We start from the raw sequence: 26,986 nt of genomic DNA, 5'->3' as shown, positions 1-26,986 counted from the left end.
ACGGCCGCAAGACGTGGAGCCCATCATGAGCCAAGGTCCCAACCATCAAGGCCCCACCACGCCGCCCGTCGGCGCACCCGTGGAGACTCTGCCGGAGAACATCGCCGGCCGGTCCGGCATGCCCCGCGAGAGCGGCGTCGATCACAATTTGCACGACATTTCCGACCGGGCGACCGCGCAGGGCCGGGACGCCAATGCCCGCCTCCAGGCGGGATTGGAGGACACCGCCGAGCAGGCCCGGGAAGGTGCGCGCAACCTGAGGGATCAGGCGGCGGATCAGGCCTCCCAGATCAAGAACCGGGTGGGCGAGGCCGCCGAATCGGCCCGCGCTCAGGCCGGCGACACGGTCCGCGCGGCCCGGGAGCGGGCGAGCGAGACCTACGAGGATGCCCGCTCCTGGGCGGAGGACCGCTACGACACGCATCGCCGGCGCGCCGCCGACCTCGCGGATCGCGGCACCCGACGCCTGCACGAGGGCCGCACCGCCACGGAGGCGTTCATCTCCGAGAACCCGCTCCTCGTCGGCGTGGTCGGCCTCGCCGCCGGCCTGCTGCTCGGCGCACTCCTGCCGCGCACCCGCCAGGAGGACCGGGCGCTCGGCCCCTACGCCGACGACCTGCGCGACCAGGGCATCCGCTACGCCCGCGACCTGACCCATCGCGGCCGCGCCTTCGTCGAGACCGCGCTCGACCCCGAGAATCTCGATGCGGCGGTCAAGCGGGCGAGCGCGGAAGGGAGCCCACAGGGCGGTCCGGCGACCGGCTCCGCGCCGGGCTTCGACGAGTCCGAGCGGACGGCCCACCGCCTTTAAGGAAAAGACACGCCCCTCTCCCCGCCTGTGGGGAGAGGGGATGCGCGTAAGAGGGCAAACTCCCTGATACGCCTCACCCGAAATGCCGGGCCAGCGTCTCGCGGACGGCCTCGACCAACCGCTCCAACGGCACCGAGACCTGAGCGGGGCGCGCCGCCTTCCACTCGGCGTTGCTGGCGATCGCCTCGGCCGCGCGGGCCCCCTCGATCAGATCCTTGATCTGGACCTCGCCGGCCTCGCGCTCGTTCGAGCCCTGGATCACCACCGCGGGCGCGCGGCGGCGGTCGGCATATTTCATCTGCGCCTTCATCCCGGCAGCACCCAGGTAGAGTTCGGCCCGGATGTTTTCCGCACGCAGCCGGGCGACCAGCGCCTGATACTCGGCGATGTTTTCGCGATCCAAGACCAGCACCACGACAGGGCCGGGCTTGGCCGCGCCCTCCACCAGCGGGCTCTTGGTCAGCCGCAGGGCCGAGAACAGCCGCGAAACGCCGATGGAGAATCCGGTCGCCGGCACCGGCTCGCTGCGGAAGCGCCCGACAAGGCCGTCGTAGCGCCCGCCGCCCGCCACCGAACCGAAGCGCACGGTCTGGCCGTCCTCGTTGGTGACGGGGAAGGTCAGCTCCGCCTCGTAGACGGGGCCGGTATAGTATTCGAGCCCGCGCACCACGCTCGGATCGGCCCGCACCCGGTCGTGACCGTAGCCGGCCGCCTCACACAGCCGCATGATCGCGTGGAGTTCGGCGATGCCCTCGCGGCCGGTCTCCGAATCGCCGACCACCGCGTGCCAGGATCCGAAGAACTTCTCCCAGAATGCCATCCGGTCGGCGCCCTCGTGCGGGCTGGCCTCGAAACCGACATAGGCCAGGATGCGCTCGATGGCGTCGTCGCCGAGCCCGGCGCCCTTGGTGAAGTCGCCGCTCTCGTCCTTGCGGCCGGGGCCGAGCAGCAGGCGCACGCCGTCGGCGCCGAGACGGTCGAGCTTGTCGATGGCGCGCAGCACGGTGAGGCGCTGGCCGGCCTTGTCGGGACCGGCGAGGCCGATCGCCTCCATCACGCCGTCGAGCACCTTGCGGTTGTTGACCTTCACCACGTACTGGCCGGCGAGGCCGAGCCGCTCCAGCGTGTCGGCCATCAGCATGCAGGTCTCGGCATCGGCCGCGACGGAGCCCGCGCCGACGATGTCGGCATCGAACTGCATGAACTGGCGGAAGCGGCCCGGCCCCGGCTTCTCGTTGCGGAAGACGTAGCCCGCCCGGTAGCTGCGATAGGGTTTGGGGATCGCGTCGAAGTTCTCGGCCACGTGCCGGGCCAGCGGCGCCGTCAGGTCGTAGCGCAGCGAGAGCCATTGCTCGTCGTCGTCCTGGAACGAGAACACGCCCTCGTTCGGCCGGTCGAGATCGGGCAGGAACTTGCCGAGCGCCTCGGTATACTCGACGAAGGGCGTCTCCAGCGCCTCGAAGCCGTAGAGCTCGAAGGTCTGCCGGATCGTGTCCAGCATGCGCCCCTGGGCCAGGAGGTCGGCCTCGGTGCGGTCGGGGAAGCCGCGCGGCAGGCGGGGTTTCAGGGTGTCGGCCTTGGCCATGTCGTCGCCGATCGGAGCGGTTCTGGAAGGGAAGCCCGGCTCTATCGCAGGCGGCCGTGAGGCGGCAACCCGAGGGTGCCTCAGAACAGACGGCTGCCGTCCGGCACCGGTCGGTCGGGGGCGAACAGCACGACGGCGCCGGCCGCGTCGGCGAAGCCGAGCGTCAGCACCTCCGACAGGAACTTGCCGATCTGGCGCGGCGGGAAGTTCACCACCGCCGCGACCTGCCGGCCGACCAGGGTCTCGGGGGTGTAGTGCTCGGTGATCTGCGCGCTGGAGCGCTTGAGGCCGATCACCGGCCCGAAATCGATGACGAGCTTGATCGCGGGCTTGCGCGCCTCGGGGAAGGGCTCGGCCGCGACGACGGTCCCGACGCGGATATCGACGGCGAGGAAGGTGTCGAACCCGATTTTCTTCGATTCCGGAGCGGCGGGATCGTGGCTGACATGCATGGGCCGGTCTGAGCGCTTGGAGGCGGTGCGGCCTTCTACGAAAGCCGAGGGCGGTCTCCAAGCCGGACCACATGGTCGAGCAAGGGGGATGTTTCCGCCGAACGGCGTCTCAGAGCGTGAGGCGATAGGCCAGCAGCGCGGCGAGGCTGAGGACCGCGAGCGGGATCTGCGCCGGCCGCAGGCGCTCGAAGAACAGGGGTGCCTCGCCCCGCCGCGCGGCGACCGGATCGAGGATCGTGATCGCGGTGAAGCCGACGATCAGCAGGCCCAGCGCGATGGCGGGCTTGCCCAGGGCGAAGGCGACGAGGGCGCCGAAGCCCAGCAGGAACAGGCTCAGCATCGTGGCGATCTGCGCCCCGGTCGCCCCGCCCTCGGTGCGGAAGCTGACGCCGCGGCGCACGCCGGAGAGGAACAGCAGGATCGCGCAGGCCCAGAGCAGCGTCAGGTTGAAGACCGCCTCGGCCAGCGCGCCGCGCAGCAGCCACACCAGCACCGCCCCGGCGACGAAGGGCAGCATCGGCCCGTAGCCGAACACGACGCTGAGCCAGGGCACGGCGCGCGGCTCGTAGGCGCGGATCGTGCGGCCCTTCTCGTCGTCCAGGGTTCGGGCCATGCGCGCCTCGTGACCGGTGGGAAGCGCCCGGTGAACGGCCGGCGCGCCGACCTGTTCCGTGCCGGACAGGTGCGCAGCAGCCGCGGATCAGGCCGGCTTCTCGGCGGAACGGACGGCGCGGCGGCGCTCCTCGCGGCGGGTGCGGCGGCGCTGGGAGCGGCTGTTCTCGGTGGTGGCGGCGAGCCACCAGACCAGGGCGAGCGCCAGGACACCGGCCGCCCCGAGCGCGAGGAAGGATCCGCTCCAGCCGAACCATTCCTGGGCGAGGCCGCCGTACCATGCCGAGAGCGCGCCGCCCGCGCCCTGCACCGCGTTGACGGTGCCGAGCGCCGTCTGGGTGCGGCCGGAGCCCCAGGTGAGGTCGGCCACCACCACCGGCACCGCCACGCCGATGATGCCTGAGGCCACGCCGTCGAGGATCTCGGCCGAGATGAGCCAGACGGGGTCGTCGATGAAGGCCGAGAGCGCCGCCCGGACGGGCAGGGCGAGGCAGGCGGCGATGAGGAGCTGACGCCGGCCGCGCCGGTCGGCCAGCGTTCCGGCGGCGAGCGCCACCGGCACCATCACGAGCTGGGCCACCATGACGTAGCGGGCGGTCCAGGCGGTGGGGTTGTCCGCCGTGTGCACCAGCTTCTGCCCGAGCAGGGTCAGCATGCCGCCGTTGCCGAGCTGGAACAGGGCGAGCGCCACCGCGAGCACCAGCAGACGCTTGTTGGTGAAGACCTGTGCGTAGGTGGAGCGGGCCGGCTCCGACTCGTCCTCCTCCTTCCAGCCGGCCGCCCGGCGCCGGTTGAAGGCGCGGCCCGGCATCGCCAGCGCGGCGGCGATGGCCGCCGCCGCCATGCCGCCCAGCACCCAGAAGGCGATCTCGGGCCCGAAATGGGACGTGCCGAAGGTGATGAGCCCGGCGGCGATCAGGATGCCGACATGGTTGAAGGCCTGGTTGCGCCCCTGCTGGCGCGGGAACGCCTCCTTGCCGACGACGCCCAGCGTCAGCGCGGTGACGGCGAGCAGCAGCAGCGTGCCACCTGCGGCGGCCAGGAACTGCGCCGCCAGCACCGGCACGAAGGCGTGGGCCGGCATCAGGAGCAGCGTGCCGGCGAGGATGGCGGCGCAGGAGATCACGATGAGCAGGCGCGGCCGTCCGAGGCGATCGACCAGGGCGCCGAAGGGACCGCTGAGCAGCAACGTGCCTGCGCCCACCAGCGTGGTGACGAGCCCGATCTGCGACGGGCTCCACTGCCGCATCTGCGCGAGCCACGTGCCGAGGAAAGGCCCGAGCCCGCCCTGGATGTCGCCGATGAAGACGTTGATCAGGGCGAGGTGGGTGGTGGGCGCCATGTTGTCCTTGGGGCTGGGCCGGCCGCAGGACCGGGGGCGGGCCCCCTAACGCAGCGCCGGGGCACGGGCAATGCGGGAGGCGAAGCGCGGGGCTGAGACGCCCCGCCCCGCTTCAACCCGCAAGGCCGCCCTCGCGTCGCCGCGACCGCTCAGCGCGGGGCGAGCCAGCCGTCGAAGCCCTTGGCGTAATCGTTGGCTGCCCGGTCGAACAGGTCGTCGGCGCCCCGGAGACGGCGACCGAATCCGCCAGCGCCATGATCCCCTGCCCGGCGGGCCGGCGCCCAACCGCGCCGCGATAAGTGGTGAGCACCGCGCCCGAGCGCGCATCGATCACCTCGATATCGGCCTGGACCGCGGGATGGCCGCCGACGATGACCCGCTGCGCCACTGAGGGGATGTCGACCCGCGTCACGGTTGCGACGAGCCGGACCGGGCGCGCGCCCTGCGTCCGACGGGCCATCACCCGCTCCAGGGCCCGCTTGAGGCGGCTCGCGGCCAGATCGCGCAGGTGGGCGCGGGCCTCCGGCGTGGCGGTCAGCGCCGGATCGGTCTGCGAGAGGCCGCGCGCGCGCAGGTAATCGTCCTCGGCCGCGCTCCAGGCGATCGGCGTCTGCGGCGGGACACGAACCTCCAGGCTGCTGAAATTCAGGTTCGCCGTTTCCTGCGGGGAGAGCGTGTTGGGCGCAACGGTGACACAGGCGGAGAGGCCGAGCGCCAGGAGAAGCGCGGCGGGGATCGAGCGGCGGAACATCGGGACGGCTCTGGTCGACGGCCGGAATCGGCACCCCCGGCGGCAACACAGCCGTTGCGCGAGCCCTGCAACCGGAAGGTCACAGCACCCGCTAAATCAAACAAATGACATAAAAAATCCCGGCGCCGGCGGCACCGGGATCCTGCTGAAAAAAGCCTCGGGGACCCCGAAGGGTCCCGCGGCTCAGGGCGTGCCAGAACCTCGCCTCAGGAGGCGAGCGGCGCACCCGCGCCCTGGCCGGCGGCCTGCGCTTCCATCATCTTCTGCTGATAGAGGCCGACGAAATCGATCGGGTCGATGTAGAGCGGGGGGAAGCCGCCGTTGCGCACGGCCTCGGCCACGATCTGGCGCGCGAACGGGAAGAGCAGGCGCGGGCACTCGATCATCACCGCCGGGTGGATCTGTTCCTGCGGGATGTTGCGCATGCGGAAGATGCCGGCGTACTTCAGCTCGAAGGCGAACAGCACTTCGTTCTGGATCTTGGCATCGCCCTCGAGCGTCAGCTCGACTTCGAAATCGGCCTCGGCGATCTGCTGGGCGTTGACGTTGACCTGAATGTTGATCTGGGGCCCGCCCTCCTGCGGCTGCAGGGAGCGAGGCGCGTTCGGGTTCTCGAAGGAGAGATCCTTGGCGTACTGCGCCAGCGCGTTGATCGCGGGCGCGAGATCCTGGCCCTGTGCGCCGTTGCCGTTCGGTGCCGCGGTGTCGGCCATGGCGTCTCTCCTTGACTAGCGTCGTCTTTGCGCGCTCGAGGTTGCGCGCAAGAGCGCCCCTCCGGCGCGGGCTGCGGCTACCATGCCCGTTTCCGGCGAACAAGCGGAACCGAACCAATCGGCCGCCCCCGGCTCACGGCTCCGAACAACGACGTCGCGGCCGGTTCACCGGTGCCGCGGAGACGCGCGCGAAAGGGACGCGGACGCTCGTCTCAACCGTTTGCCTGGAATACCTCGCAGGTGCGCCCATATCACGGTAAGGTCACGGACTTCGAACAGTCGGAGACACTCAGACCCAAGCGCCTTTCGAGGCAACCGTTTCCGGCTCGATCCCCGCGCCGCCCTCGGCTAAGAGCCGGTTTCACGAACCCTTCTCCGGCAACGGGAGGGCCTCGCGAAGTCATCCGCCCGGGTGTGGCGGAGGGGGTTCACGGAACGGCCCTTCCCGTCCGGGCGGCCTTGCGGGCGCCGGACTCACGTGTGCGACGGTCACGATTCGGATCGGTGATGCAGGATTCCTTCGACGCAACCACTCTGATTTTCCTGGCGCTGGCCGTCTTCGTGATCTGGCGGCTGCGCTCGGTCCTCGGCCAGAAGACCGGCACCGAGCGCTCGCCCTTCCGGCCGGTCGAGCGCAACCGCACCGAGCCGCCGGCCGCCGGCCGCGGCGAGGGCGACAACGTGGTGCGCCTGCCCGGCGCCGACCGGGGACAGGCGGGAGCCGCCGTCCAGACCGCGACCCGCGACTGGCGCGGCATCGCAGAGCCGGGCTCGGCGGTCGCCCGCGGCCTGGAGCAGGTGGTTCAGGCCGAGCCGGCCTTCGAGCCGCGCGCCTTCCTGGAGGGCGCCAAGGGGGCCTACGAGGCCATCGTCATCGCCTTCGCCAAGGGAGACCGCAAGACCCTGCGCGCGCTCCTCTCGCGGGAGGTCTGCGAGGGTTTCGAGCGGGCGATCTCGGAGCGCGAGAAGCGCCGTGAGACCGTCGAGACCACCTTCATCTCCATCGACAAGGCGGAGATGGTCGCCGTCGAGGTGAAGAACCGCGTCGCGCAGATCACCGTGCGCTTCCTCTCGAACCTCATCACCGCCACCCGCGACGCGGACGGCAAGGTGATCGACGGCAATGCCGAGACCGGCGTCGAGGTGCCCGACGTGTGGACCTTCGCCCGCACGCTCGGCTCGCGCGATCCGAACTGGCAGCTCGTCGCCACCGACGCGGGCGGCTGATCGAGCGCACCATGCCGCGTTCGCGTGTTTCCCTTCCGGCCGCAGCGGTCCTCGCCGCTGCGGCCGTTTCCGTTCCCGCGGTGCGGGCCGGCGCGGCCGGGCCTGCGCGCGTACCTCCGCAGGTGCCGGGCGCGGTGCTGGAGCCGGTCGCGCTCAAGACGCTACCCGGCTGGCGCGAGGACGACGGCGCAGCGGCCCTCGATGCCTTCCGCCGCACCTGCGCCGGGCCCGGTCCCAACCCGCCCCAGGCCGAGGCTGTCACGGGCTCGCCGGCCGACCTCGCGGCGGCCTGCGCCGCGGCCGCCGAGGTCACGCCGGAGGGAGCCAAGACATTCTTCGAGGCGCGGTTCTCCGCCTACCGCATCGTGCGCCCGGCCTCCGAAAAGGAGCCGGAGCGCCGGGTCGGCTTCCTCACCGGCTATTTCGAGCCGGAACTGACGGGATCCCTGGAGCCCGGCCCCGGCTACACCGCCCCGGTGCTCGCCCGGCCCGACGACCTTGTCAGCCTCGCCCCAGGTGAGACCGCGCCGGGGCTCGATCCGATCTACCGGGCGGGCCGGCACACCGAGGCCGGGCTCGTGCCCTATCCCGACCGGGCGGCGATCGAGGACGGGGCGCTCGGCGAGCGCACCCGGCCGCTGCTGTGGCTGCGCGATGCCGTCGATCTCTTCGTGCTGCAGGTGCAGGGCTCCGGGCGCGTGCGCCTGCCGGACGGGCGCGGGATGCGGGTGCTCTACGACGGCAAGAACGGCCAGCCCTACACCTCGATCGGCAAGCTGCTCGTCAACGAGGGCCACCTGCCGATCAACGGCCTGAGCCTGGAGCGCTGGACCTCGTGGCTGCGGGCGAACCCGGACCATGCCCGCCGGCTGATGCGGATGAACGCATCCTACATCTTCTTCCGGACCGAGCCGGTGACGGACCCGGCGCTCGGCCCGCCCGGCGCCGCCGGCGTGCCCCTCAGCCCGGGGCGCAGCATGGCGGTCGACGGCAATCTGTGGCGGTACGGCCTGCCGTTCTGGCTGGAGGGCAAGCTTCCGGGCCAGCCCGGACGCGGCCACCTCGTCGTCGCGGCCGATACCGGCTCGGCGATCGTCGGCCCGGCGCGGGGCGATCTCTATGTCGGCACCGGCGCCGCCGCCGGCCGGGCGGCGGGCGACCTGCACGACCGCATGGGCTTCGTCGTGCTGATCCCCAAGCCGGCGTCGGACCAGACGGAGGCCGTACAGGGCCCGGCGAAGGCCCCGGCCTCCGCCCGTGACTCGGCCGTGCCGGAGGCCGGCGCCGGGGAGCCCCGGCCGTGAGGGAGCGACCGCCGCGGCGGCCCCGCCTGCTCTCGCGCGAGGAGGCTCATCTCTGGGGCGAGATCGCCAAGCTGATCACGCCGCTGCGGGGCCGGACGCGGCCGAGGAAGGCACCGGCAGAGGCGCCCCCAGCCGAGGTGGAGCGATCCGCCGCACCGGACCGGCCGAGCGGGGTCGCGTCGTCATCGGCCGCGCCGCCATCGGTCGCGCGACCTGCCCTGAGGACGGTGGCAAAGCCGGCGGCCAAGGCCGTCCTGAAATCCGCGCCGAAGCTCGCCTCCCCTCCCCCGCACCGGTCCGCGCCGGCCGCCTCGATGCCGCGCTCGTCTTCGAAGCCGCTCAAGCTCGGCGACCTCGCCCCCGAAATCGCCCGCGTCTCCACCGCGCCGGTGCAGGCCGCTCCGCCGCCTCCGCCGCCTCCGCCGGGCGCGCCGGGGCTGGAACGGCGCGAGCGGCGCGGCCTGGAGCGCGGCACGCTGGCGATCGAGGCCCGCATCGACCTTCACGGCCTCTATCAGGCGGAGGCGCACGCGGCTCTGGTCGGCTTCCTGCTGCGCGCCCGCGCGGCCGGGCATGCCAGGGTGCTCGTGGTGACCGGCAAGGGCGGCGAGGGCTTCGGTGGCCACGACCGCGGCGGCTTCTCCGAGCGCGGCGTGCTTCGGCGCAGCGTGCCCCACTGGCTGAGGGGCCCGGAGCTGCGCGGCCTCGTGCTCGGCTTCGAGGAGGCGGGCCGCCAGCACGGCGGGGCCGGCGCCCTCTACGTGCGGCTGCGGCGCCGATAGCCCGCCGGGGGCCGGCCTTCGTGCGGGCCCGAAGGAACCTGAGGTCAAATCGGCGAAGGGGTCTTGAGCCAGGGGGCGAAACGCGCTACTGAGCCATGCTCTCCCATTGCAGCCGTGTCGCATTCCTCGGTCTCTTCGGCCCAGCGGAACCGATGCGTGGGCCGGGCCGCGCGCCCGCGACGGCTACGGACCCCGGGGCGCTTCCCCGGCGCCTGGCCCTGCTCCCGAACCGGCCGACTTCTTCCCGCCCTTCGTTGGTTGCATCTCCCCACATGACGTCACAGAACGACGCTCTCGCCCCCGTCGAAGCTCCGGCCGAAGCCGCCGCCGCCGCGCCGGCCGATCTCGCCGCCCGACGCGAGGTGAAGCTCCAGGACCTCAAGTCCAAATCGCCGACCGAACTCATCGCCTTCGCCGAGGAGGTCGAGGTCGAGAACGCCTCGACCATGCGCAAGCAGGAGTTGATGTTCGCGATCCTCAAGCAGCTCGCGGCCAACGAGACCGAGATCATCGGTGCCGGCACGGTCGAGGTGCTGCAGGACGGGTTCGGCTTCCTGCGCTCGAACGACTCGAACTACCTGCCGGGTCCGGACGACATCTACATCTCGCCCACGCAAATCCGCCGCTTCGGCCTGCGCACCGGCGACACGGTGGAGGGCCCGATCCGCGGCCCCAAGGACGGCGAGCGCTACTTCGCCTTGATCAAGGTCAACACGATCAACTTCGAGAACCCGGAGAAGATCAAGCACAAGGTCCACTTCGACAATCTGACGCCGCTGTTCCCGACGAAGCGGTTCAAGCTCGAACTGGACAATCCGACCAAGAAAGACTTCTCGCCCCGCATCATCGACATCGTCTCGCCGATCGGTAAGGGCCAGCGCGCGCTGATCGTCGCGCCGCCGCGCACGGGCAAGACCGTGCTGATGCAGAACATCGCGCAGTCGATCACCCTCAACCACCCGGAATGCTACCTCATCGTGCTGCTCATCGACGAGCGCCCGGAAGAGGTGACCGACATGATCCGCTCGGTGAAGGGCGAGGTCATCGCCTCGACCTTCGACGAGCCGGCCACCCGCCACGTGCAGGTCGCCGAGATGGTGATCGAGAAGGCCAAGCGCCTGGTCGAGCACGGCCGCGACGTGGTGATCCTGCTCGACTCCATCACCCGCCTCGGCCGCGCCTACAACACCGTGGTGCCCTCCTCCGGCAAGGTGCTGACCGGCGGCGTCGACGCCAACGCCCTGCAGCGGCCCAAGCGCTTCTTCGGCGCGGCCCGCAACATCGAGGAGGGCGGCTCGCTCACCATCATCGCCACCGCGCTGATCGATACCGGATCGCGCATGGACGAGGTGATCTTCGAGGAGTTCAAGGGCACCGGCAACTCCGAGATCATTCTCGACCGCAAGGTCTCCGACAAGCGCATCTTCCCGGCCATCGACATCACCCGCTCCGGCACCCGCAAGGAGGAGCTGCTGGTGCCGCCGGATTCGCTCAAGAAGACCTATGTGCTCCGCCGCATCCTCAACCCGATGGGCGTCACCGACGCGATCGAGTTCCTCATGGACAAGCTGCGCCAGACCAAGAGCAACAGCGACTTCTTCGACTCGATGAACACGTAAGGCGAGGCGCCTTATCGCGATGTCCTGCCGAGGGGTTGGCCGATGCGATCGGCCGGCCCCTCATTCGTTTCCGGCCGTGCCTCGGCGTTGCCGTCCGAGGGGCAATCCTGCCGGAACGCGTCGGCCCACCATGTGAGATTATGCAGCAATCACAAAATCTTCCGGCCACTCGAACCTTCGTTTTCGTGTGACGTTGGCCCGCCATGACCGCCCGCGGGCGGTTGGGCACGGAGACGGCGAATGGCAACCCGCAACGTATCGGATCTCGTGGTCGAGACGCTCCAGCAGGCGGGGGTACGCCGCGTCTACGGCCTCGTCGGCGACAGCCTGAACGGGATCACGGAAGCGATCCGCAGCCGCGGCGTGATCGACTGGGTCCATGTCCGCCACGAGGAGGTCGCCGCCTTCGCCGCCGCGGGCGAGGCGCAGGTGACCGGCGAACTCGCGGTCTGCGCCGGCTCCTGCGGACCGGGCAACCTCCACCTCATCAACGGCCTGTTCGACGCCCACCGCACCCGCACGCCGGTGCTGGCGATCGCCGCCCACATCCCGTCGAGCGAGATCGGCCTCAACTACTTCCAGGCGACGCGGCCCGAGGAGCTGTTCCGCGATTGCAGCCATTTCTGCGAACTGGTCTCGGACCCGGAGCAGCTGCCCAACGTCCTCGAATCCGCGATCCGCACGGCGGTGGGCAAGCGCGGCGTCGCCGTGGTGGTCATCCCCGGCACCGTGGCGCTGAAGGAGGCGCCCAAGCGCGCGCTCGCCGCCCCCGCGACCCTGCGCCCGCGCGCGCCCGCCGCCGTGCCGCCGGCCGACGAACTCGACCGCCTCGCCGGCCTCCTCAACGGCTCCAAGAAGATCACGCTGCTGTGCGGGCGCGGCTGCGCCGGGGCGCACGCGCCGCTGATGCGGCTGGCCGAGCGGCTCAAGAGCCCGATCGTCCACGCGCTCGGCGGCAAGGAGCATGTCGAGCACGACAATCCCTACGATGTCGGCATGACCGGCCTGATCGGGTTCTCCTCGGGCTACGCGGCGATGGAGGCCTGCGAGACCCTGCTGATGCTCGGCACCGACTTCCCCTACCGCCAGTTCTACCCCGAGCACGCCAAGATCGCGCAGGTCGATCTGCGCCCGGAGAATTTGGGCAAGCGCTGCCGGCTCGAACTCGGCCTCGTCGGCGATGTCGCCGCCACCATCGAGGCGCTGCTGCCGCGGCTGACCGGCAATGACAGCGCGCGCCATCTGGAGGCCAGCCTCAAGCACTACGCCAAGGCCCGGGAAGATCTCGACGACCTCGCCACCGGCAAGCCGGGGCGCAAGCCGATCCACCCGCAATATCTCACCCGGCTTCTCAGCGAGGCGACGCATGACGACGCGGTGTTCACGGCCGATGTCGGCACGCCCACGGTCTGGGCGGCGCGCTACCTCTCCATGACCGCCGGTCGGCGCCTGATCGGCTCCTGGGCGCACGGCTCGATGGCCAACGCCCTGCCCCACGCCATCGGCATTCAGGCGGCGAGCCCCGGCCGGCAGGTGATCTCGCTCTCGGGCGACGGCGGTTTCGCCATGCTGATGGGCGACATCCTCACCCTTCGCCAAGAGAAGCTGCCGGTGAAGGTCGTCATCTACAACAACGGCACGCTCGGCTTCGTCGAGCTGGAGATGAAGGCCGCGGGCTATCTCGAGACCGGGGTCACGCTGGAGAACCCGGACTTCGCCGCCATGGCCAACGCCATCGGCATCCATGCCCGCCGGGTCGAGGATCCGGGCGATCTGGAAGGCGCGATCCGGGACGTGCTGGCCCATCCCGGCCCCGCCCTGCTCGACGTGGTGACGAACCGCCAGGAACTGGCGATGCCGCCGAAGCTCCAGGCCGAGCAGGTGAAGGGCTTCAGCCTCTACGCGCTCCAGGCGGTGATGAACGGGCGCGGCGACGCCATCCTCGATCTGGCCAAGACCAACCTGCTCCGCTGAGCCAAGCGTCCGCCGCGCTCCGGAACCGGTCCGGGCGCGGCGGACGGCATCGTCAAACCGAGGCCAAGCCTGTAATCGCACGCCGTTGCCGGGCGGTCACACTGGGCTGCAACATCGCTCGCGCATCCAACCGCGCATCATCCGCAAGCGCCTGCCGACACAGCGCAATCAACGCCGTATCTCACTTTATAATAACTACAAGTAACTGATTTTACTCTGGTTTCCCTTGTCGATACAGGCTCGCGGCGACATTCATGGCTGTGGTCTGCCTCAAGGGTCTGCCATGTCCGCGTCCCGATACGCTCGCGCTACTTCCCCTCTCGCTGCATTCCTGCTGGTCGGCGCGGCTCCGGCCCTGGCCCAGCCGGCGAGCGCGACGCTCGATACGATCTCGGTGGAGGCCTCCCGCGCGCAGCAGCCGGCTCCGCGGCCGGCCAGCGGCGGGCCGCCCGCGTCCCCAGTCGTCGCGCCGCCCGGCCCGGCCGGCGCCGTCGGCGTGGGGTCGACCACGAGCGGCGGCGGCGGCGGCCCGACGGGGGTCGTCGGCTACACCGCCCGCGGCAGCGCGGCGGCGACCAAGACCAACACGCCGATCATCGAGACGCCGGCCTCGGTCTCCGTCGTCACCCGCGAGCAGCTCAACGACCGCAACGTCCAGACGCTGAACGAGGCGATCGCCTACACCCCGGGCGTCTCCTCCAACGTGTTCGGCTTCGACCCGCGCTTCGACGCCTTCTACATCCGCGGCTTCGAGGTCACGAATGTCGGCATCTACCGCGACGGCCTGCGCCAGCCCTCCGCGCCCTTCGCGATCCCCCGCGTCGAGCCCTACGGCCTCGACGCCCTGACGATCCTGCGCGGGCCGGCGGCGGGCCTCTACGGCCTCGGCGCACCCGGCGGCATCGTCGATGTCACCTCGAAGCGCCCGACCTCCGTACCCTTCGGCGAGATCTGGCTGCAGCGGGGCAAGTACGACCGCTATCAGGGCGCCTTCGATCTCGGCGGCCCGATCGAGCCGAGCGACGGGCAGCTCTCCTACCGCCTCACCGGCCTGTTCCGGCAGGCTGACAGCTTCCTGCCCGGAGGCCGGGAGGACCGCAACTTCATCGCTCCCGCAATCACGTGGCGGCCCGATGCCGATACCAGCCTGACGGTGCTCGCCGAGTATCTCGACAACACCGTGCCGGGCAACGCCTCGTTCTACTCGAACTTCGCCGATCCGCGCTTCCAGAAGACGAACCTGTTCTCGGGCGATCCCGCCTTCCAGGACTACACCACCCGGCAGTACCGCATCGGTTACGCCTTCGAGCACCGCTTCAGCCCGGACGTCGTGTTCCGGCAGAACTTCCGCTATTACAACGTCTTCGGTGACCTGAGATACACCCAGATCGACACGATCAGCCCGGATCTCCAGACCGCCGGCCGCTCGAACGGGCGCATCACCAACGCCCTCGACACGCTCTCGCTCGACAATCAACTCGAGACCCGCTTCACCACGGGCCCGGTCGCCCACACCCTGATCGCCGGGATCGACTACACCAATTCGCGCTACACCGACCGGCGCGGCTTCCTCGTCGTGCCCGATCTGCAGATCGGCGGTCTGATCCGGCCGAATTACGGCTCTCAGTTCATCCCGACCCCGGCGCTCACAGGCGCCTCGCGCCAGCGGATCGAACAGCTCGGCACCTACGTGCAGGATCAGGCGCGGATCGGATCGCTGATCCTCACCCTGACCGGGCGGCACGATCAGGTCTCGCAGCTCGCCGAGAGCTACAGCGCACCCTCGGCCACCGGTCCGACGACCGCGAACGACCGCGCCTTCTCCTACCGGGTCGGCGCCAACTACCTGCTGACGGACTTCATCGTCCCCTATGCGAGCTTCGCCACCACCTTCGCGCCGCAGCTCGGCTTCGACCGGAACGGCGCCGCCTTCCAGCCGACCACCGGCGAGCAGTTCGAGGCCGGCATCAAGACCCAGCTGCCCGGCCGCAACGTCTTCCTCAACATGGCGGTGTTCGACATCACCCAGTCGAACGTGCTGCGCCCCGATCCCGTCAACCCGATCCTGTTCCAGGCCGCGATCGGCGAGGTGCGCTCGAAGGGCGCCGAGCTGGAGCTGACCGCCAATCTCGGCCCCGGCATCAACGTGCTGGCCTCCTACAGCCACGTCGATATCCGCACGACCCGCAATCCCGGCGCGCCGGAGACCGTCGGCATCCCGCTCTCGGGGATTCCCGCCAACACCGTCACGGCCTTCGCCAACTACGCCTTCCAGCCCGATACCGAGCTGTTCGGCCTGAGCCTCGGCGGCGGCCTGCGCTACGCCGGCACCAGTCCGGCCAACGAGGTGCCGGACAGCTTCCGCAACTCCACCGTCACCCTGTTCGACGCGGTGGCGGCCTACGACTTTGCCAAGGCCGATCCGCGGCTGAAGGGCATGCGACTTCAGGTCAACGTGAACAACGCGTTCGACCGCCGCTATTTCAACTGCCAGGCCGGCGCCTGCTATCGCGGCCAGCCCCGGCAGTTCTTCGCGAGCCTGATCTATCGCTGGTGAGGCGGATTCCGCCCTGACCCTCATCCTCCAGACATCCCTCGACGGCGCCCTGACCGGCGCCTTCGCATCTTTTGCGGGCCGGCTCCGCCGCGACCCCGATCCGCGGGCCTGCGCGCTGTCCGCGCTCGCGCGCGGCGGTGCGATCGGCGATGGGATCGCCCTCTTCGCCGATGTCCATCCCGGGGCCGAGCGCAAGGCGGTGGCCTCGCTCTGGAGCAGCTATCTCTTCGCTGCGCTGATCGCTCCGACGCTCGCGGCGGGGGCGCGGCTCGGCTCGGCCGTGACCATCGGGGCGATCCGCTTCGCGCCGGATTCGGGGTTGCCGGAAACCCTCCATGTCACCCAGGCGCTCCCCTCCCCTCTCCCGGCCCAGGTCGACCGGCTGCTCGCCGAGGACGTCGCACCGGTGATCCAGGCGCTGCGGGCCGAGGCGGGACTGTCCCCCCGGCTGTTGTGGGAGAATGCCGGCGGCCACCTGTTCTGGACGCTCAAGACGATTGCGCAGGAAGATCCGGAGCGGGCCGGCGAGGCGGTCGAGGCGGTCGAGGCGCTGCAGGCCCTGCGCTGGCCGCGCGACGCCTGCGCCGCGCTGACGCTGATGCGCGCCGACGCGCTGGCAGGTCTCGAGGCACCCCGCCGCCGGATCTGCTGCCTGCGTCACGGCCTGCCTGGCTTTTCGAAATGCGAGGGGGTCTGCCCCCTGCTCAGGCAGGGCGCGGCCCTTCCGGCCGAGGCGAAAAGCGGAACGATCGCCCCTGATCCCGCCTCCGCCTGAACGCTCGGGGCGCCTTTCCGTGCCTGCGGGGTGAAGCCGAGGCGATCGACCGGGTTCGGCCTCACAGGCTCCGAGCGGCCTCGGGCTCAGCCGCCGCGCCCGGCTTCCGCGCCGAGGCCGCGCTGCGCCTTGGAGCGCAGGCGCTTGTTCTGGAAGACCAGCGTGAGCGTGGCACCGCTGCCGCGATCCGACCAGAGATAGGTCTCGAAGGTGCCGAGGCCCGAGATCGTCGCGGTCGCATCGATGGTGCCGCGGCAGCCGAGCAGGCCCTCGACCTCGGACAGCCGCATCTCGGCCTGGAGCAGATCGAAGGTACCGAGGCTGATCGGGCAGTGGATCCGCTCCGCCGGTGGCCGGTGCGCGGCGACCGGCGCCGGGCGGGTCGGCACCGCCGGCCCCGGATCGGCTACGGCCGGCCGCGCGGGCCAGGTTCGGGCGGGGGGCGCATCATCCGGCACGTCGGGGATGGCGGCCGGCATCGCAGCCGGCATCACGGCAACCGCGCGCGCTGCTCCCGCGGGCAGGGCGGCGTCAGGTGTCGCGACGGGTTGCGGATCCGCCGGTGCGCCGCCGCTCCGGAGGGCAGGGGTGAAGGCCGGGCCCTGCCGCAGCCGGGCGGCCCCGGCCGGGGCGCCACCGCGGCCGGCGCCGTGCGGCATCCGCTCCTCGCCCGCCTCGCGAGGACCGCGGGCGTGTCCGACGACGATGGCCCGGCGCAGGGCCGTGTCCAGACCGCTCAGTTCGCGGGCGAGGCGCTCGCTCCGTCCGGTGCCGGGCGATCCGGACCGGATCTCGCAATCGGCGAAGACGGCGAGGGCATCGCGGATCTCGTCCTCGGTCCATTGTTCGGCCGGCTTGCCGAACAGGTCGGCCTCGCCCTGCGGCACGGCCGTCGCGGCGGCGGCACCGAGTCGGCCGAGCCTCTCCTCCACGAGGGTGCGGTGCGCGCCGCAGCCGCCGACCGCCGCGAGGGACGTGCGGAACGGCGAGGGTGCGGCGGCCAGGGAGGCGCCGCACGCGGCGATGAGCAGGGCCGGTGCGAGAAGGAAGCGCATGGGGCGGTCGCCTGGGATCAGGTCAATCGTCCCAAGCGACCGATTTCGCGTGAACGGACCCTTAGCGCGCGGGTGGAACAGCCCGGCTTCGGCGGCGATGCCTTACCGTCGGTTGACGGTCCCGCTCAAATCGATCGCATCCGGCCCGACCCCGATCCACTCGACCATCTCGGGCCGACCCGCCATCCAAATGTCAGGTCGGCCCGCACCGCGGCGGTTTTCACGGGAAAACTGCCGCGCTTCAGGGCCTGCCCGCCTGCGACTTGCCCCGCTTGCGGCGGCGGGCCAGCATGTTGAGGGCCTCCACGCCCGCCGAGAAGGCCATGGCGGTGTAGATGTAGCCCTTCGGCACGTGCGCCCCGAAGCCTTCGGCGAGCAGCGTCATGCCGATCATGATCAGGAAGCCGAGCGCCAGCATCACCACCGTGGGGTTGGCGGCGATGAAGCGCGAGAGCGGGTCGGCGGCGAGCAGCATCACCGAGACCGCGGCCAGAACCGCGATGACCATGATCGCCACGTGCTCGGTCATGCCGACCGCGGTGATGATCGAGTCGATCGAGAAGACGAGATCGAGGATCAGGATCTGGACGATGGCGGAGCCGAAGGTGATCGCGGCCTGATTTCCCGCCTTCTCCTCCGGGTTCGGATCGACGCTGTGGTGGATCTCCTTGGTCGCCTTCCACAGCAGGAACAGGCCACCGGCGATCAGGATGAGGTCACGCCAGGAGAAACCCTTGCCGAACACCGAGAAGACCGGCTCGGTCAGGTGGACGATCCAGGCCACGGTGCCGAGCAGGGCGAGCCGCAGGATCAGGGCGAGGCCGATGCCGATGCGCCGGGCCCGGTTCTGCTGGTCGGCCGGCAGCTTGTTGGTGATGATCGAGATGAAGATCAGGTTGTCGATGCCGAGCACGACCTCCATCACCACGAGGGTTGCGAGCGCCGCCCAGGCGGTCGGATCGGCGGCGAGTTGCAGCAGGCTGTCCAAGGGGAAGTCCACCCGTCGTCCGTTAGTTCAGAAGGGAAGAGGAAAGCGGCTCGTGGTGCCCGGTGCGGCGTTCGGCGGCGCGAGCACGCGCACCGCCTTCGGCACGACCTTGAAATGGGCCGGGGTCCAGGTGGTGAGTTCACCGTCGGTGTTGACCGCCCTCGGCTTTCGGGTCGTCAGCACCAGTTCCGTGGTCTCGAAGGCGCGCACATCCGCGGCCTTGCCGTGGGTGCCCCGGCGCAGGGCCGGCAGCAGCGCGATCAGCCGCCACCAGTGGGCGACCTCGAGGCTGTAGAAATCGAGCCGTCCGTCATCGACGGTGGCGTCCTCCTGCACCGTCATTCCGCCGCCGTAATGGCGCCCGTTGCCGACCGAGGCCTGGATCGTCGTCACCTTCTCGGTGCGGCCGTCATGCTCGATCGTCACGGTGAAAGGGCGGGCGCGGCGCAGCAGGCGGATGGCGGCGATGGCGTAGCCCACCGTGCCCCAGGTCTTCTTGGCATTCGCCGTCAGTTCGCTGGCGAGATCCGCCGAGAAGCCGACGCTCGCCACGTTGAAGTAGTAGTGGCCGTTGACCCAGCCGAGATCGATCGCCTTTTCCGGCGCGGCCGGGATCAGCCGCGCGGCGGCCTCCGGATCGAGCGGCAGGCCGAGCGAGCGGGCGAGGTCGTTGGCGGTGCCGAGCGGCAGGATGCCGAAGGGCAGCTTCGTCTCGACCAGGGCCGACGCCGCCGCGTTCATGGTGCCGTCGCCGCCGCCGAGGATCACGAAATCGACCGCGCCGGCATGACGCTCGATCTCGTCCTTGCAATCGGTGCGGCCCTCCGGCTCGACGAGGTCGAGCCCCCCGTCGCGCAGGATCGTCCGGATCGCGTCCATCGGTCCGGATCCGCTCCGGGCCTTGCCGTTCACGAGAAGGAGCGCACGGCGCTTCTTCGGACTCGCGGTCGCGCTCAAGCGGCCGCTCCGCTCGTGACCGGACGGAACAGGGAGACCACCATGGCCGGCAAAAGCCTATCCTCGCACGCTTCCGCGCCGCGTTCGCGCCAGCGTCAACAGGGATCCGACATCACGGTCGACGCCTCGACCGTCAGAGGGGCCCGGACCCGTCCTCCGCAATCCCGCCCGACGTTCCCGCCGGGAGCGTTGGTCCATTCCGCCCTGAGGGCAGGGGGAGTCGGGACTGCCACGCTCAAGGTGGGGACTCTCCGCGGGTTGGCAAGAGGAGGATCATGAGGACGCCGGCGGCGAAATCGGGCGGCGAAGGGTTGTGCGGGAATCTTACCCGCCCCGGGATCGCTGCGGGGCGGGACAGCGGGGGTAACGGGCGCTCCGGCGCAGCGCCTGTCGCAAACGGGGCCGGACTCGGTATAGGTACGCGATCGGTGGCGGAACATGTGGAACCGTCGCGGTGCGGTCACGCGTTCCGTCCCACCGACCGCCTCCCGCGGAATGCCCGCCGCCGTCATCCGTCCGAGGTGAGAGCCGACGGTCGCCGGGCGCTTCGTGAGGCACCTTCAGGCCTGCTCGCCCGATCGGTCCCGTCATGCGCCCCGTCCTGCTCCTGACCCTTCTCCTCTCCTCGGCCTGCGCCACCGGAACCGCCCTGGCTCAGTCGGGCTCGAACTGGGTCGATCCACCGGCAAAATCCGAACCCTCGGCAGCCGGGGGCGAACGGGCGAAGCCCGCGGTCAAACCGGGCCCCCGCTTCGAGGCCGAGCCGGATGGACGCACCCACGCGCACCGGTCGGCCGCCGCGCCCTCCGCCCGGCGAGAAACGCGCCGTCAGGACCGCACCCGTGCCGCCGAGATGCGGCGCGCCCGCCGGGCCGCCATTCGCGAACGGGCGCGCGAGCAGGGCGCCGCCCACATCGCCCGGAGCGAGCGCCCCGTCGAGCGCCCTGCCCCGCCGCCCGCCCGGATGGCGCGGAGCGAGCCGGATCCGCGTTTCGGCGACTGGGCCGTGACCGCGCGGCGCCTGAGCCTGGACTATCTCGATAGCGTGTCCGCGCCCAACGGCGCGATGCTGGCCTCGGCCCCGCGCTTCTACGGTGGCACGGTCCGCTTCCACGGCCGCGTGATGTCGACCGGCGCCCTGCTCGCCGAGAAGCGGCGCTTCGCCCGGCGCTGGCCGGAGCGGCGCTACGAGCCGCAAGGGGAGCCACGGGTCGCCTGCGATGGGCCGAGCGCGACCTGCCAAGTGCGCATCGTCCACGACTTCACGGCGCTGAGCCCCTCCCGCGGCGCGCGCTCGCAGGGCGTCGCCGAACTCACGCTGACGGTGAGCTTCGCCGGCGGCGCGCCGGTCATCGTCTCGGAGTCGAGCCGGGTCCTCAGCCGGGCGGGGGCCTGACGCCGGATACGCCGCCGCATCGACCGGATACTCCGGCCGGTCCATGCTGTAAGAAGCAGCGAACGGGCGCCGCCGGGCGGCGCTCCGGAACGATCGAGAACAGGGCATTGCGCGCGTGAAGGGATCGGCAAAGGCCGCGGGCCGGAGCAAGGACGAGACGGCGACGCCACCCGAAGCGCCGGTCTCCGAGGATGACCGCCGCATCCGCGCGCTGATCCTGGCCGAACTCGACCGGCGCGGGGCGCGGCCGGTGGCCCGACGGACGCTGTCGCTGATCGCCGAAGGCTTCGTCGAGCCCGCCGACGGCGTGCCCGGCTACCGGATCGTCGACCGGACAGGTGCGGTGCGCCTGCGGGGCGAGGCCGGAACCGGCGTGCCGCTGACCCTGCACGACCTCGTCGAGGAGCTTCGCGAGCAGTACGCCCCGCTGTTCTTCCCCCCTGCCCCCGAGCCGGAGCCGGAGCCGGCCCGCGACACGATCGCCGACGTGCGGGCCGCGGGTGCCCGCTTCGTGGAGACGCAATCGGCGCTGGCCCGCTCCCTGGCCAGCAGCTCGGCCGAGCGCAGCCGGGCGCTCGCCAGCGCCGCGAGCGAGACCGTCGAGGGCTGGCGCAGCCGGCTCGCCGAGCGTCTGAAGGCGCGGCCCAGGCCCGCGCCGGTCGAAGCCGCCGTCGATCCGACGGAGCCCAGCCCGAACGCGGCGGAGCGCCTGGCCGAGGCGCGCACCCGCGTCGAGGAGAGCTGGCGGCGTGTGGCGAGCGGGATCCAGCCCCGTCAAACCGCCACGCGGCTGCGCGACCTGACGGAGGACGCGCTCGCCGCCGGCAGCCGTCGCCCGGTCGCGCTGATCACGCTCGGCGCCCTGGCCGGCGCGGGTCTCGTCGCTGCGCTCTCTCTGAGCGGGCACGATACGGGGGATTCGGGGCGTCCCGCTCGGCAGACCGCCGAGCCTCAGGCGCCGCAAACGGCGCCGGCAGGATCGCCGCCCGCGTCGACCTCCGCTTCGCCGCCCGCCTCGGATCGCGCTTCGGGCGAGGAACCGGCCCCCGACGCATCCGCGGAGATGCCGCCCGCGGAAACCGAGCGTCCGCCGGAACCGGAGCCGCCGCGCAAGGGGGCCAACGCCCTCGTCGGCGTGCCGGAGGTGATCGATACGGCGACGCTGCGGGTGGGCGGGAAGGTCGTGCGCCTGTTCGGCGTCGAGTGGGTCCGCGGCGGTCAAGCCGACGAGTTGAGCAAGTACCTGCGCAAGCGCTCGGTGACCTGCCAGCCGGCCCCCGGCAGCAGCGCCTATATCTGCACCGTCGAGGGTCGCGACCTCTCCGAAGTGGTGCTGTTCAACGGCGGCGGCCGCGCCTCGTCCGAGGCGACGCCGGATCTCGCCGCGGCCGAGGATCACGCCCGCACCGAACGGCTCGGCGTCTGGAAGCGGTGAGGCGCCGGTCTCTCCCCGCCGAATTCGGCTGATCCGTTCGGGGAGGACGGCTTCGGACTTCGCTCAGGCGGCGCGCGGGCGGGCCGATCGGTAGTTCCGTCCGATCGAGGCGGACACCGTATCAGAGCAGCGGCTGGCGGGCAGCGGCATCCTCGCGGGCGCAAATGGCGGGGTCGGGCTTGGCCCCCTCCCCGTTCAGGGCACGCTTCAGGTCGGTCCGGGCCCGCTCCAGATCGGCGCGGAAGTCGGGATCGGCCAGCAGCACCGACATCAGCGCCGAGGCGCCGGTGCGGGCGGCCTCCACGTCGCTGAGCCAGTGAACGCCGCACACGACCCGGCTCTCGCCGTAGAGCCGGCTACGCACCAGGAACTGCGTCGCCTTCTCCGGCATCAGGCTCGCCATGATCATTCCATAGGCCCAGCCCTGCCCGGCATGACCGGACGGGTAGCTGAAGCTGTCGGCGAGCTCGCGCGTGCGGGCGACACAGATCGGCGCCTCGTTGCCGACGAAGGGGCGCAGCCGGCGATAGCGCCGCTTGGCCACGCGAGTGGCGCGGGCGACGTCGATGCGGGCCCGATCGAGGAGGCGCATCAGGTCGGGCACGCGCGTCTGGTCGATGCGCTGGCCGAGGACGCAGGCGTAATCCTCCAGAAGCGCGGCACCGCCATCGGCGACGTCGTTGGTGGCGAGCGCCCAGCGCGCGCTGCCCTGGTAAGCCCGCGTGGCATTGTAGATCGCCCGGTCCGCCGCTTCCGCCGGCGAGTGCCCGGCGGGCGGCGGCGGCAGGATCGCCGCGAGGTTGGGCGTCGCCTCCTCGCTGAGGTAGCCCTTCGGAGTGGCAGACGTGAGCTTGTCCCTCTCCAGCGAGGGCGCCGCGACCGCCGGGCTGGACGATCCCGACGGCTGGGAGCGGGCGGTTACGGCTTGGAGCGGTCCGGTCGCGAGGATCAGCGTCAGCAGGGCGGCGAGGCGCACCGGCACGGGGGTCGGGCGGGACATCGGAAAGGCAGCTTTCAGGCGCCGCAGCGAAGGATCGGGACGGCGGGGAGGGGACCGGGCATCAGTCTCGAACCGACGCCTCGGACCTGTCTAGAAGGGACATGCGACAGATGCGTCACAGTCCGTTCACCCTGTCATACGAAGTCCATCCGATCCGTCCTCGTGTCCGGATCAGGCCGCCCGGATCGCGGCAGCGACGTCGCCTGGAAATTCCTCGTGGGCGCTCAGCGCCCCCGGCACGGGGACGGCCGTGACGCGGCCGGTGGCGATCAGGGCGTCCATCTCGGCGCCGGAGCGACGCGGCGCCCGGTCGGGGCGCAGCACCCGCACCGGCGGCAGGCCGTCGCCGAAGGGGGCTAGGAAATCTTCGCGCGAGGCGGCCGGATCGAGGCCGCCCGTCACGAAGGCCGCGGTGCCGAAGCGGCCCTGGCTCTGCCGGGTGATGCGGTGCTTGGCGGCGACAACGGCGGGCGTCACATGGGCCGGGTCGGCATAGACATGGGCGCGCATCATCCGCCCGATGATCGGGGGGCTGATGTTGATCCGGTAGAGCGCCTCGCCGAGGAGCGGCATCTCGACCGCCCGGCGGATCCGGCCGAACCACGCGGCGCGCTCCGGCCCCAGGGCGGTCGGCAGCGGCCCGCGCCAGGTCGGCGCCACGAGCACGAGCCGCGCGAAGGCGCTAGGATGGCGGCGCGCGGCGGCCACGAGATAGGGGGCGGCATGCCCCGCCGCGACGGCGAGCGCGTAGGGGCCGGGCGCGGCCGCGAGCAGCGCATCGAGGAAGGCGTGCAGGTTGGCCGGGTTCAGCGGCAGCCGCGCGCGGGGATGCGCACCGAAGCCCGGCCAGTCGGGCACGCGGCAGCGATAGGTCCCGCCAAGCTCCCGGGCCAGCGGCAGCATTTCCTCTCGGGCCGAGATCGAGGAGAGGGCGGGCAGGAGCAGGGCCGGCGCGCCCTCCCCGATCTCGGCGCAGGGCGTCGCGACCCGGTGCCCCACGACGGTGAGGTCGAGGGTCCGGGTCGCGACCGACGGGCTGGCCGATGCCATCAGGTCCGCAGCAATTCGTTGATGCCGGTCTTGGCACGGGTGCCGGCATCGACGCGCTTGACGATCACGGCGCAGTACAGGCCCGGGCCGGGGGTGCCGTCGGGCAGCGGCTTGCCGGGGGTGGTGCCCGACACCACCACCGAGTAGGGCGGTACGCGTCCGAAGAAGGTCTCGCCGGTGGTACGGTCGATGATGCGGGTCGAGGCGCCGATATAGACGCCCATCGACAGGACCGAGCCCTCGCCGATGATCACGCCCTCGGCGACCTCGGCGCGGGCGCCGACGAAGCAGTTATCCTCGATGATGACCGGGTTGGCCTGGAGCGGCTCCAGCACGCCGGCAATGCCGGCGCCGCCCGAGATGTGGCAGTTCTTGCCGACCTGGGCGCAGGAGCCGATCGTCACCCAGGTGTCGACCATGGTGCCCTCGCCGACATGGGCGCCGAGATTGATGAAGCTCGGCATCAGCACCGCGCCGGGCGCGATGTAGGAGCCGCGGCGCACGAAGCAGCCCGGCACGGCGCGGAAGCCCGCGGCACGGAACTCGGCATCCGTCCAGCCGGAGAACTTGGAGCGCACCTTGTCCCACCACGACGAGGAGCCGGGGCCGCCCTCGATCGGCACCATGTCGTTGAGGCGGAAGGAGAGCAGCACCGCCTTCTTGAGCCACTGGTTGACCTGCCAGGTGTCGCCCGCCTTCTCGGCGACGCGGGCCTGGCCGGAATCGAGCAGGTTCAAGGCCTCGTCCACCGCCTCGCGCACGGCGCCGGTGGTCGCGGTCGAGATGCCCGCACGCTCCTCCCAGGCGGCTTCGATGGTCTTTTCGAGATCGGCGTGTGACATCGGGACTTTCCGGACTTGAGTGCATTCCGACGAAGCGGCGACCGGTTCGCCCGGAGACTGCACGTTTACACAAGAACCTGGAGACGCCGACCCGATGCGACCGGGCCGGCGTCTCGAGACGGCACGAAAGGTGGTCGTGCTTACAAAAGCCGCCCGGTCCTGTCACCGTTTGCGTGGCGCGGGGCCCGCCAGCCGTTCCCGCACGACGGACAGGCCCTGGACAAGGCTCAAAAGTTCCTCGGCCATGCCGTCATGGATCGCCGCCGCCGCCTCGGGAAACTCGCGCAGGACGCGGCTCATCAGCGAGGGGGTCACGCGCATCACCTCCGTGGCCTCCCGCGCGCGGGCATCGGCCGGCCGCGCGACCTGCCGGAACAGGGCGTTGCGTCCGATCACACCGGAGCGGGCGACCGTGACCGGCGGCGCGTCGTGCCGTGTCGGAGTCAGCGCGATGGAGCCGGACATGACGATGTAGCCGCCATCGGACGGCTCGCCGCGGGCGAACAACAGCTCGCCCTCCTCCAGAAGGCGCCGCTCGCCGGCAAAGGACAGCAGGCGCAGGGCATCGCGTCCGAACAGTTCGAACACCGGCGCTGCGGCGAGGATCGCGATGTCGTCGTCGAGCCCCAAGCCTGTCCGCCCCTCGGCCGCGATACGCTACGCCGCTTGCATCGCCTTCAAACGGAGAGCCGGCAAGCACATTCAAATGCTTCCGAGACGCTGCCCGACGGTCCGGGCACAAGCTTAGCCGATGCGGAGGCGGCGCGATACGCCGTCCGGGCCGGGGCTGTGCGCAAGGGTGGATAGCGGGTGAAGGCCCGGTCCGGCGCCGATTGCCGGAGCCGCCGGAATCAGGGCAGCAGCTTGTAGCCGCCGCCTTCCGTGACGAGGATGGCTGCGACCGCCGGGTTCGGCTCGATCTTCTGGCGCAGCCGGTAGATATGCGTCTCCAGGGTGTGGGTGGTGACGTGGGCATTGTAGCCCCACACCTCGGCGAGCAGCGTGTCGCGCCCCACCACCTCGCGGCCGGCCCGGTAGAGGTAGCGCAGGATCGCCGTCTCCTTCTCCGTCAGCTTCAGCTTGGAACCGCGCTCGCCGACCAGCAGCTTGGCCCCGGGCCGGAAGGTGTAGGGGCCGATGCGGAACACCGCATCCTCGCTCGCCTCGTGCTGGCGCAGCTGCACCCGGATGCGGGCCAGCAGCACGGCGAACTTGAACGGCTTGACCACGTAGTCGTTGGCGCCCGCCTCCAGGCCCTCGACCATGTCGTCGTCGGATTCCTGCGCCGTCAGCATGATGATCGGACCGCGGTAGCCGTTGCGGCGCAGGGTCCGCACCGCCTCGCGCCCGTCCATGTCGGGCAGGGCGACATCCATCACGACGAGATCGACCGGCTCCTGCGCGACGCGGTTGAGCGCTCCGGTCGCGGTCGGCTCGCCGATGACGGAGAATTCCTCATAGGCGTCGATCTGCTCCGTCAGTGCCTCACGCAGGGCGTCGTCGTCGTCGCAGACGAGGAGGCAATAAGGGTTGGACATCGACGCAGCGGCTCTCGACAGGCTTTCGGCCACCTGGGCTTCGCGGAACGATCAGGCAGGCGGCCAAGACAATTTCATGGCGGCACGCTGATCCGAAGAGGCATCTCGCCCGATGGGTGGCCGCGGACGGAACCCGCACAGCCCCGCCTGGCGATCAACCTAGTTCGTTTTACGCGCCGGGAAATCCGGATTGCGCGCTTATGCAGAATTTTCGCCATGTT

24 protein-coding genes are annotated in these 26,986 nt (G+C 71.1%); 10 read left to right on the top strand and 14 right to left on the bottom strand.

Annotated elements, in window-relative coordinates:
• Nucleotides 1-25: 25 nt before the first annotated feature.
• The gene (locus MPPM_RS08900) at nt 26-811 is read left to right on the top strand and encodes a hypothetical protein (protein ID WP_096484746.1); all 786 of its coding nucleotides are present in this window, start codon (nt 26-28) and stop codon (nt 809-811) included.
• Nucleotides 812-884: 73 nt separating this feature from the next.
• On the opposite strand, the gene hisS is transcribed toward MPPM_RS08900, so the two are convergent.
• From hisS to secB, 6 genes are all read right to left on the bottom strand, one after another.
• Nucleotides 885-2,396 carry a histidine--tRNA ligase gene (hisS, locus tag MPPM_RS08895; RefSeq protein ID WP_096484745.1) on the bottom strand — a complete coding sequence of 504 codons (1,512 nt, stop codon included), beginning with the start codon at nt 2,394-2,396 and terminating at the stop codon, nt 885-887.
• Nucleotides 2,397-2,476: 80 nt separating this feature from the next.
• A complete protein-coding gene (locus MPPM_RS08890; RefSeq protein WP_096484744.1) occupies nt 2,477-2,848 on the bottom strand; it encodes a tRNA-binding protein in 372 nt (123 codons plus the stop codon).
• Nucleotides 2,849-2,957: 109 nt separating this feature from the next.
• Nucleotides 2,958-3,461 (bottom strand): DUF3429 domain-containing protein, encoded by a 504-nt coding sequence (locus MPPM_RS08885; protein WP_096484743.1) that lies wholly within the window; start codon nt 3,459-3,461, stop codon nt 2,958-2,960.
• Between the two features lie 87 nt (nt 3,462-3,548).
• Nucleotides 3,549-4,802, bottom strand: a complete 1,254-nt coding sequence (locus tag MPPM_RS08880) for an MFS transporter (RefSeq protein ID WP_096484742.1) — start codon at nt 4,800-4,802, stop codon at nt 3,549-3,551.
• A gap of 112 nt (nt 4,803-4,914) precedes the next feature.
• Nucleotides 4,915-5,553, bottom strand: coding sequence for a hypothetical protein (locus MPPM_RS08875; protein ID WP_096484741.1), 639 nt, complete (start codon nt 5,551-5,553; stop codon nt 4,915-4,917).
• A gap of 206 nt (nt 5,554-5,759) precedes the next feature.
• Complete coding sequence (gene secB, locus MPPM_RS08870) at nt 5,760-6,266, bottom strand: protein-export chaperone SecB (RefSeq protein WP_096484740.1); 507 nt, start codon at nt 6,264-6,266, stop codon at nt 5,760-5,762.
• A 507-nt stretch (nt 6,267-6,773) separates the two neighbouring features.
• Here secB and MPPM_RS08865 point away from each other — a divergent pair.
• The 7 genes from MPPM_RS08865 to fhuF all read left to right on the top strand — a co-directional run bounded on the left by MPPM_RS08865 (nt 6,774) and on the right by fhuF (nt 16,504).
• Nucleotides 6,774-7,493 (top strand): Tim44/TimA family putative adaptor protein, encoded by a 720-nt coding sequence (locus MPPM_RS08865; protein WP_096484739.1) that lies wholly within the window; start codon nt 6,774-6,776, stop codon nt 7,491-7,493.
• Nucleotides 7,494-7,504: 11 nt separating this feature from the next.
• Nucleotides 7,505-8,797 (top strand): murein transglycosylase A, encoded by a 1,293-nt coding sequence (mltA, locus tag MPPM_RS08860; RefSeq protein ID WP_173807897.1) that lies wholly within the window; start codon nt 7,505-7,507, stop codon nt 8,795-8,797.
• Nucleotides 8,794-9,579, top strand: a complete 786-nt coding sequence (locus MPPM_RS08855) for a Smr/MutS family protein (protein WP_096484738.1) — start codon at nt 8,794-8,796, stop codon at nt 9,577-9,579. The genes mltA and MPPM_RS08855 overlap by 4 nt, the downstream gene beginning before the upstream one ends.
• A gap of 272 nt (nt 9,580-9,851) precedes the next feature.
• Complete coding sequence (gene rho, locus MPPM_RS08850) at nt 9,852-11,198, top strand: transcription termination factor Rho (RefSeq protein ID WP_096484737.1); 1,347 nt, start codon at nt 9,852-9,854, stop codon at nt 11,196-11,198.
• A gap of 240 nt (nt 11,199-11,438) precedes the next feature.
• On the top strand, nt 11,439-13,172 hold the full coding sequence (poxB, locus tag MPPM_RS08845; protein ID WP_096484736.1) for a ubiquinone-dependent pyruvate dehydrogenase: 1,734 nt from the start codon (nt 11,439-11,441) through the stop codon (nt 13,170-13,172).
• Nucleotides 13,173-13,455: 283 nt separating this feature from the next.
• Nucleotides 13,456-15,729: a TonB-dependent siderophore receptor gene (locus tag MPPM_RS08840; RefSeq protein ID WP_244573524.1), complete on the top strand. Its 2,274-nt coding sequence runs from the start codon at nt 13,456-13,458 to the stop codon at nt 15,727-15,729.
• Between the two features lie 199 nt (nt 15,730-15,928).
• A complete protein-coding gene (gene fhuF / locus MPPM_RS08835) occupies nt 15,929-16,504 on the top strand; it encodes a siderophore-iron reductase FhuF (RefSeq protein ID WP_157914147.1) in 576 nt (191 codons plus the stop codon).
• A gap of 86 nt (nt 16,505-16,590) precedes the next feature.
• Here fhuF and MPPM_RS08830 read toward each other — a convergent pair whose 3' ends face one another.
• The 3 genes from MPPM_RS08830 to MPPM_RS08820 all read right to left on the bottom strand — a co-directional run bounded on the left by MPPM_RS08830 (nt 16,591) and on the right by MPPM_RS08820 (nt 19,504).
• Entirely contained in the window at nt 16,591-17,559 is a 969-nt protein-coding gene (locus tag MPPM_RS08830) for a hypothetical protein (RefSeq protein ID WP_096484733.1), read from the bottom strand.
• Between the two features lie 241 nt (nt 17,560-17,800).
• Complete coding sequence (locus MPPM_RS08825; RefSeq protein WP_096484732.1) at nt 17,801-18,547, bottom strand: TerC family protein; 747 nt, start codon at nt 18,545-18,547, stop codon at nt 17,801-17,803.
• A 27-nt stretch (nt 18,548-18,574) separates the two neighbouring features.
• Nucleotides 18,575-19,504 (bottom strand): lipid kinase, encoded by a 930-nt coding sequence (locus tag MPPM_RS08820; RefSeq protein WP_096484731.1) that lies wholly within the window; start codon nt 19,502-19,504, stop codon nt 18,575-18,577.
• 589 nt (nt 19,505-20,093) lie between these two features.
• Here MPPM_RS08820 and MPPM_RS08815 point away from each other — a divergent pair.
• A complete protein-coding gene (locus tag MPPM_RS08815) occupies nt 20,094-20,900 on the top strand; it encodes a hypothetical protein (RefSeq protein ID WP_096484730.1) in 807 nt (268 codons plus the stop codon).
• A gap of 115 nt (nt 20,901-21,015) precedes the next feature.
• Entirely contained in the window at nt 21,016-22,335 is a 1,320-nt protein-coding gene (locus tag MPPM_RS08810) for a thermonuclease family protein (protein WP_096484729.1), read from the top strand.
• A 121-nt stretch (nt 22,336-22,456) separates the two neighbouring features.
• Here the strand turns inward: MPPM_RS08810 and MPPM_RS08805 are convergent, their stop codons facing one another.
• From MPPM_RS08805 to MPPM_RS08785, 5 genes are all read right to left on the bottom strand, one after another.
• Nucleotides 22,457-23,335 (bottom strand): acid phosphatase, encoded by an 879-nt coding sequence (locus MPPM_RS08805; protein ID WP_096484728.1) that lies wholly within the window; start codon nt 23,333-23,335, stop codon nt 22,457-22,459.
• Between the two features lie 171 nt (nt 23,336-23,506).
• Nucleotides 23,507-24,385, bottom strand: a complete 879-nt coding sequence (locus MPPM_RS08800) for an alpha/beta fold hydrolase (protein ID WP_096484727.1) — start codon at nt 24,383-24,385, stop codon at nt 23,507-23,509.
• Nucleotides 24,385-25,227 (bottom strand): 2,3,4,5-tetrahydropyridine-2,6-dicarboxylate N-succinyltransferase, encoded by an 843-nt coding sequence (dapD, locus tag MPPM_RS08795; protein WP_096484726.1) that lies wholly within the window; start codon nt 25,225-25,227, stop codon nt 24,385-24,387. Before dapD ends, MPPM_RS08800 begins: the two co-directional genes overlap by 1 nt.
• A gap of 162 nt (nt 25,228-25,389) precedes the next feature.
• On the bottom strand, nt 25,390-25,857 hold the full coding sequence (locus MPPM_RS08790) for a Crp/Fnr family transcriptional regulator (RefSeq protein WP_096484725.1): 468 nt from the start codon (nt 25,855-25,857) through the stop codon (nt 25,390-25,392).
• Between the two features lie 221 nt (nt 25,858-26,078).
• Entirely contained in the window at nt 26,079-26,765 is a 687-nt protein-coding gene (locus MPPM_RS08785) for a response regulator transcription factor (RefSeq protein ID WP_017485130.1), read from the bottom strand.
• Nucleotides 26,766-26,986 lie beyond the last annotated feature (221 nt).

This window comes from Methylorubrum populi (assembly GCF_002355515.1).
Taxonomy (GTDB): Bacteria; Pseudomonadota; Alphaproteobacteria; order Rhizobiales; family Beijerinckiaceae; genus Methylobacterium; species Methylobacterium populi_A.
The sequence above is the reverse complement of the archived record's forward strand: the minus strand, read 5'-3'. Positions and strand labels throughout refer to the sequence as shown.

Excerpts from the sequence above, each read along its gene's own strand:
- MPPM_RS08830 (WP_096484733.1), bottom strand. The coding sequence starts at position 17,559 with ATGCGCTTCCTTCTCGCACCGGCCCTGCTCATCGCCGCGTGCGGCGCC.
- MPPM_RS08880 (WP_096484742.1), bottom strand. The coding sequence starts at position 4,802 with ATGGCGCCCACCACCCACCTCGCCCTGATCAACGTCTTCATCGGCGAC.
- MPPM_RS08805 (WP_096484728.1), bottom strand. The coding sequence starts at position 23,335 with ATGTCCCGCCCGACCCCCGTGCCGGTGCGCCTCGCCGCCCTGCTGACG.
- poxB (WP_096484736.1), top strand. The coding sequence starts at position 11,439 with ATGGCAACCCGCAACGTATCGGATCTCGTGGTCGAGACGCTCCAGCAG.
- MPPM_RS08785 (WP_017485130.1), bottom strand. The coding sequence starts at position 26,765 with ATGTCCAACCCTTATTGCCTCCTCGTCTGCGACGACGACGACGCCCTG.
- MPPM_RS08840 (WP_244573524.1), top strand. The coding sequence starts at position 13,456 with ATGTCCGCGTCCCGATACGCTCGCGCTACTTCCCCTCTCGCTGCATTC.
- MPPM_RS08890 (WP_096484744.1), bottom strand. The coding sequence starts at position 2,848 with ATGCATGTCAGCCACGATCCCGCCGCTCCGGAATCGAAGAAAATCGGG.
- mltA (WP_173807897.1), top strand. The coding sequence starts at position 7,505 with ATGCCGCGTTCGCGTGTTTCCCTTCCGGCCGCAGCGGTCCTCGCCGCT.
- MPPM_RS08875 (WP_096484741.1), bottom strand. The coding sequence starts at position 5,553 with ATGTTCCGCCGCTCGATCCCCGCCGCGCTTCTCCTGGCGCTCGGCCTC.
- MPPM_RS08900 (WP_096484746.1), top strand. The coding sequence starts at position 26 with ATGAGCCAAGGTCCCAACCATCAAGGCCCCACCACGCCGCCCGTCGGC.
- MPPM_RS08865 (WP_096484739.1), top strand. The coding sequence starts at position 6,774 with ATGCAGGATTCCTTCGACGCAACCACTCTGATTTTCCTGGCGCTGGCC.
- secB (WP_096484740.1), bottom strand. The coding sequence starts at position 6,266 with ATGGCCGACACCGCGGCACCGAACGGCAACGGCGCACAGGGCCAGGAT.
- rho (WP_096484737.1), top strand. The coding sequence starts at position 9,852 with ATGACGTCACAGAACGACGCTCTCGCCCCCGTCGAAGCTCCGGCCGAA.
- dapD (WP_096484726.1), bottom strand. The coding sequence starts at position 25,227 with ATGTCACACGCCGATCTCGAAAAGACCATCGAAGCCGCCTGGGAGGAG.
- MPPM_RS08815 (WP_096484730.1), top strand. The coding sequence starts at position 20,094 with ATGCGCCCCGTCCTGCTCCTGACCCTTCTCCTCTCCTCGGCCTGCGCC.
- MPPM_RS08800 (WP_096484727.1), bottom strand. The coding sequence starts at position 24,385 with ATGGCATCGGCCAGCCCGTCGGTCGCGACCCGGACCCTCGACCTCACC.
- hisS (WP_096484745.1), bottom strand. The coding sequence starts at position 2,396 with ATGGCCAAGGCCGACACCCTGAAACCCCGCCTGCCGCGCGGCTTCCCC.
- MPPM_RS08885 (WP_096484743.1), bottom strand. The coding sequence starts at position 3,461 with ATGGCCCGAACCCTGGACGACGAGAAGGGCCGCACGATCCGCGCCTAC.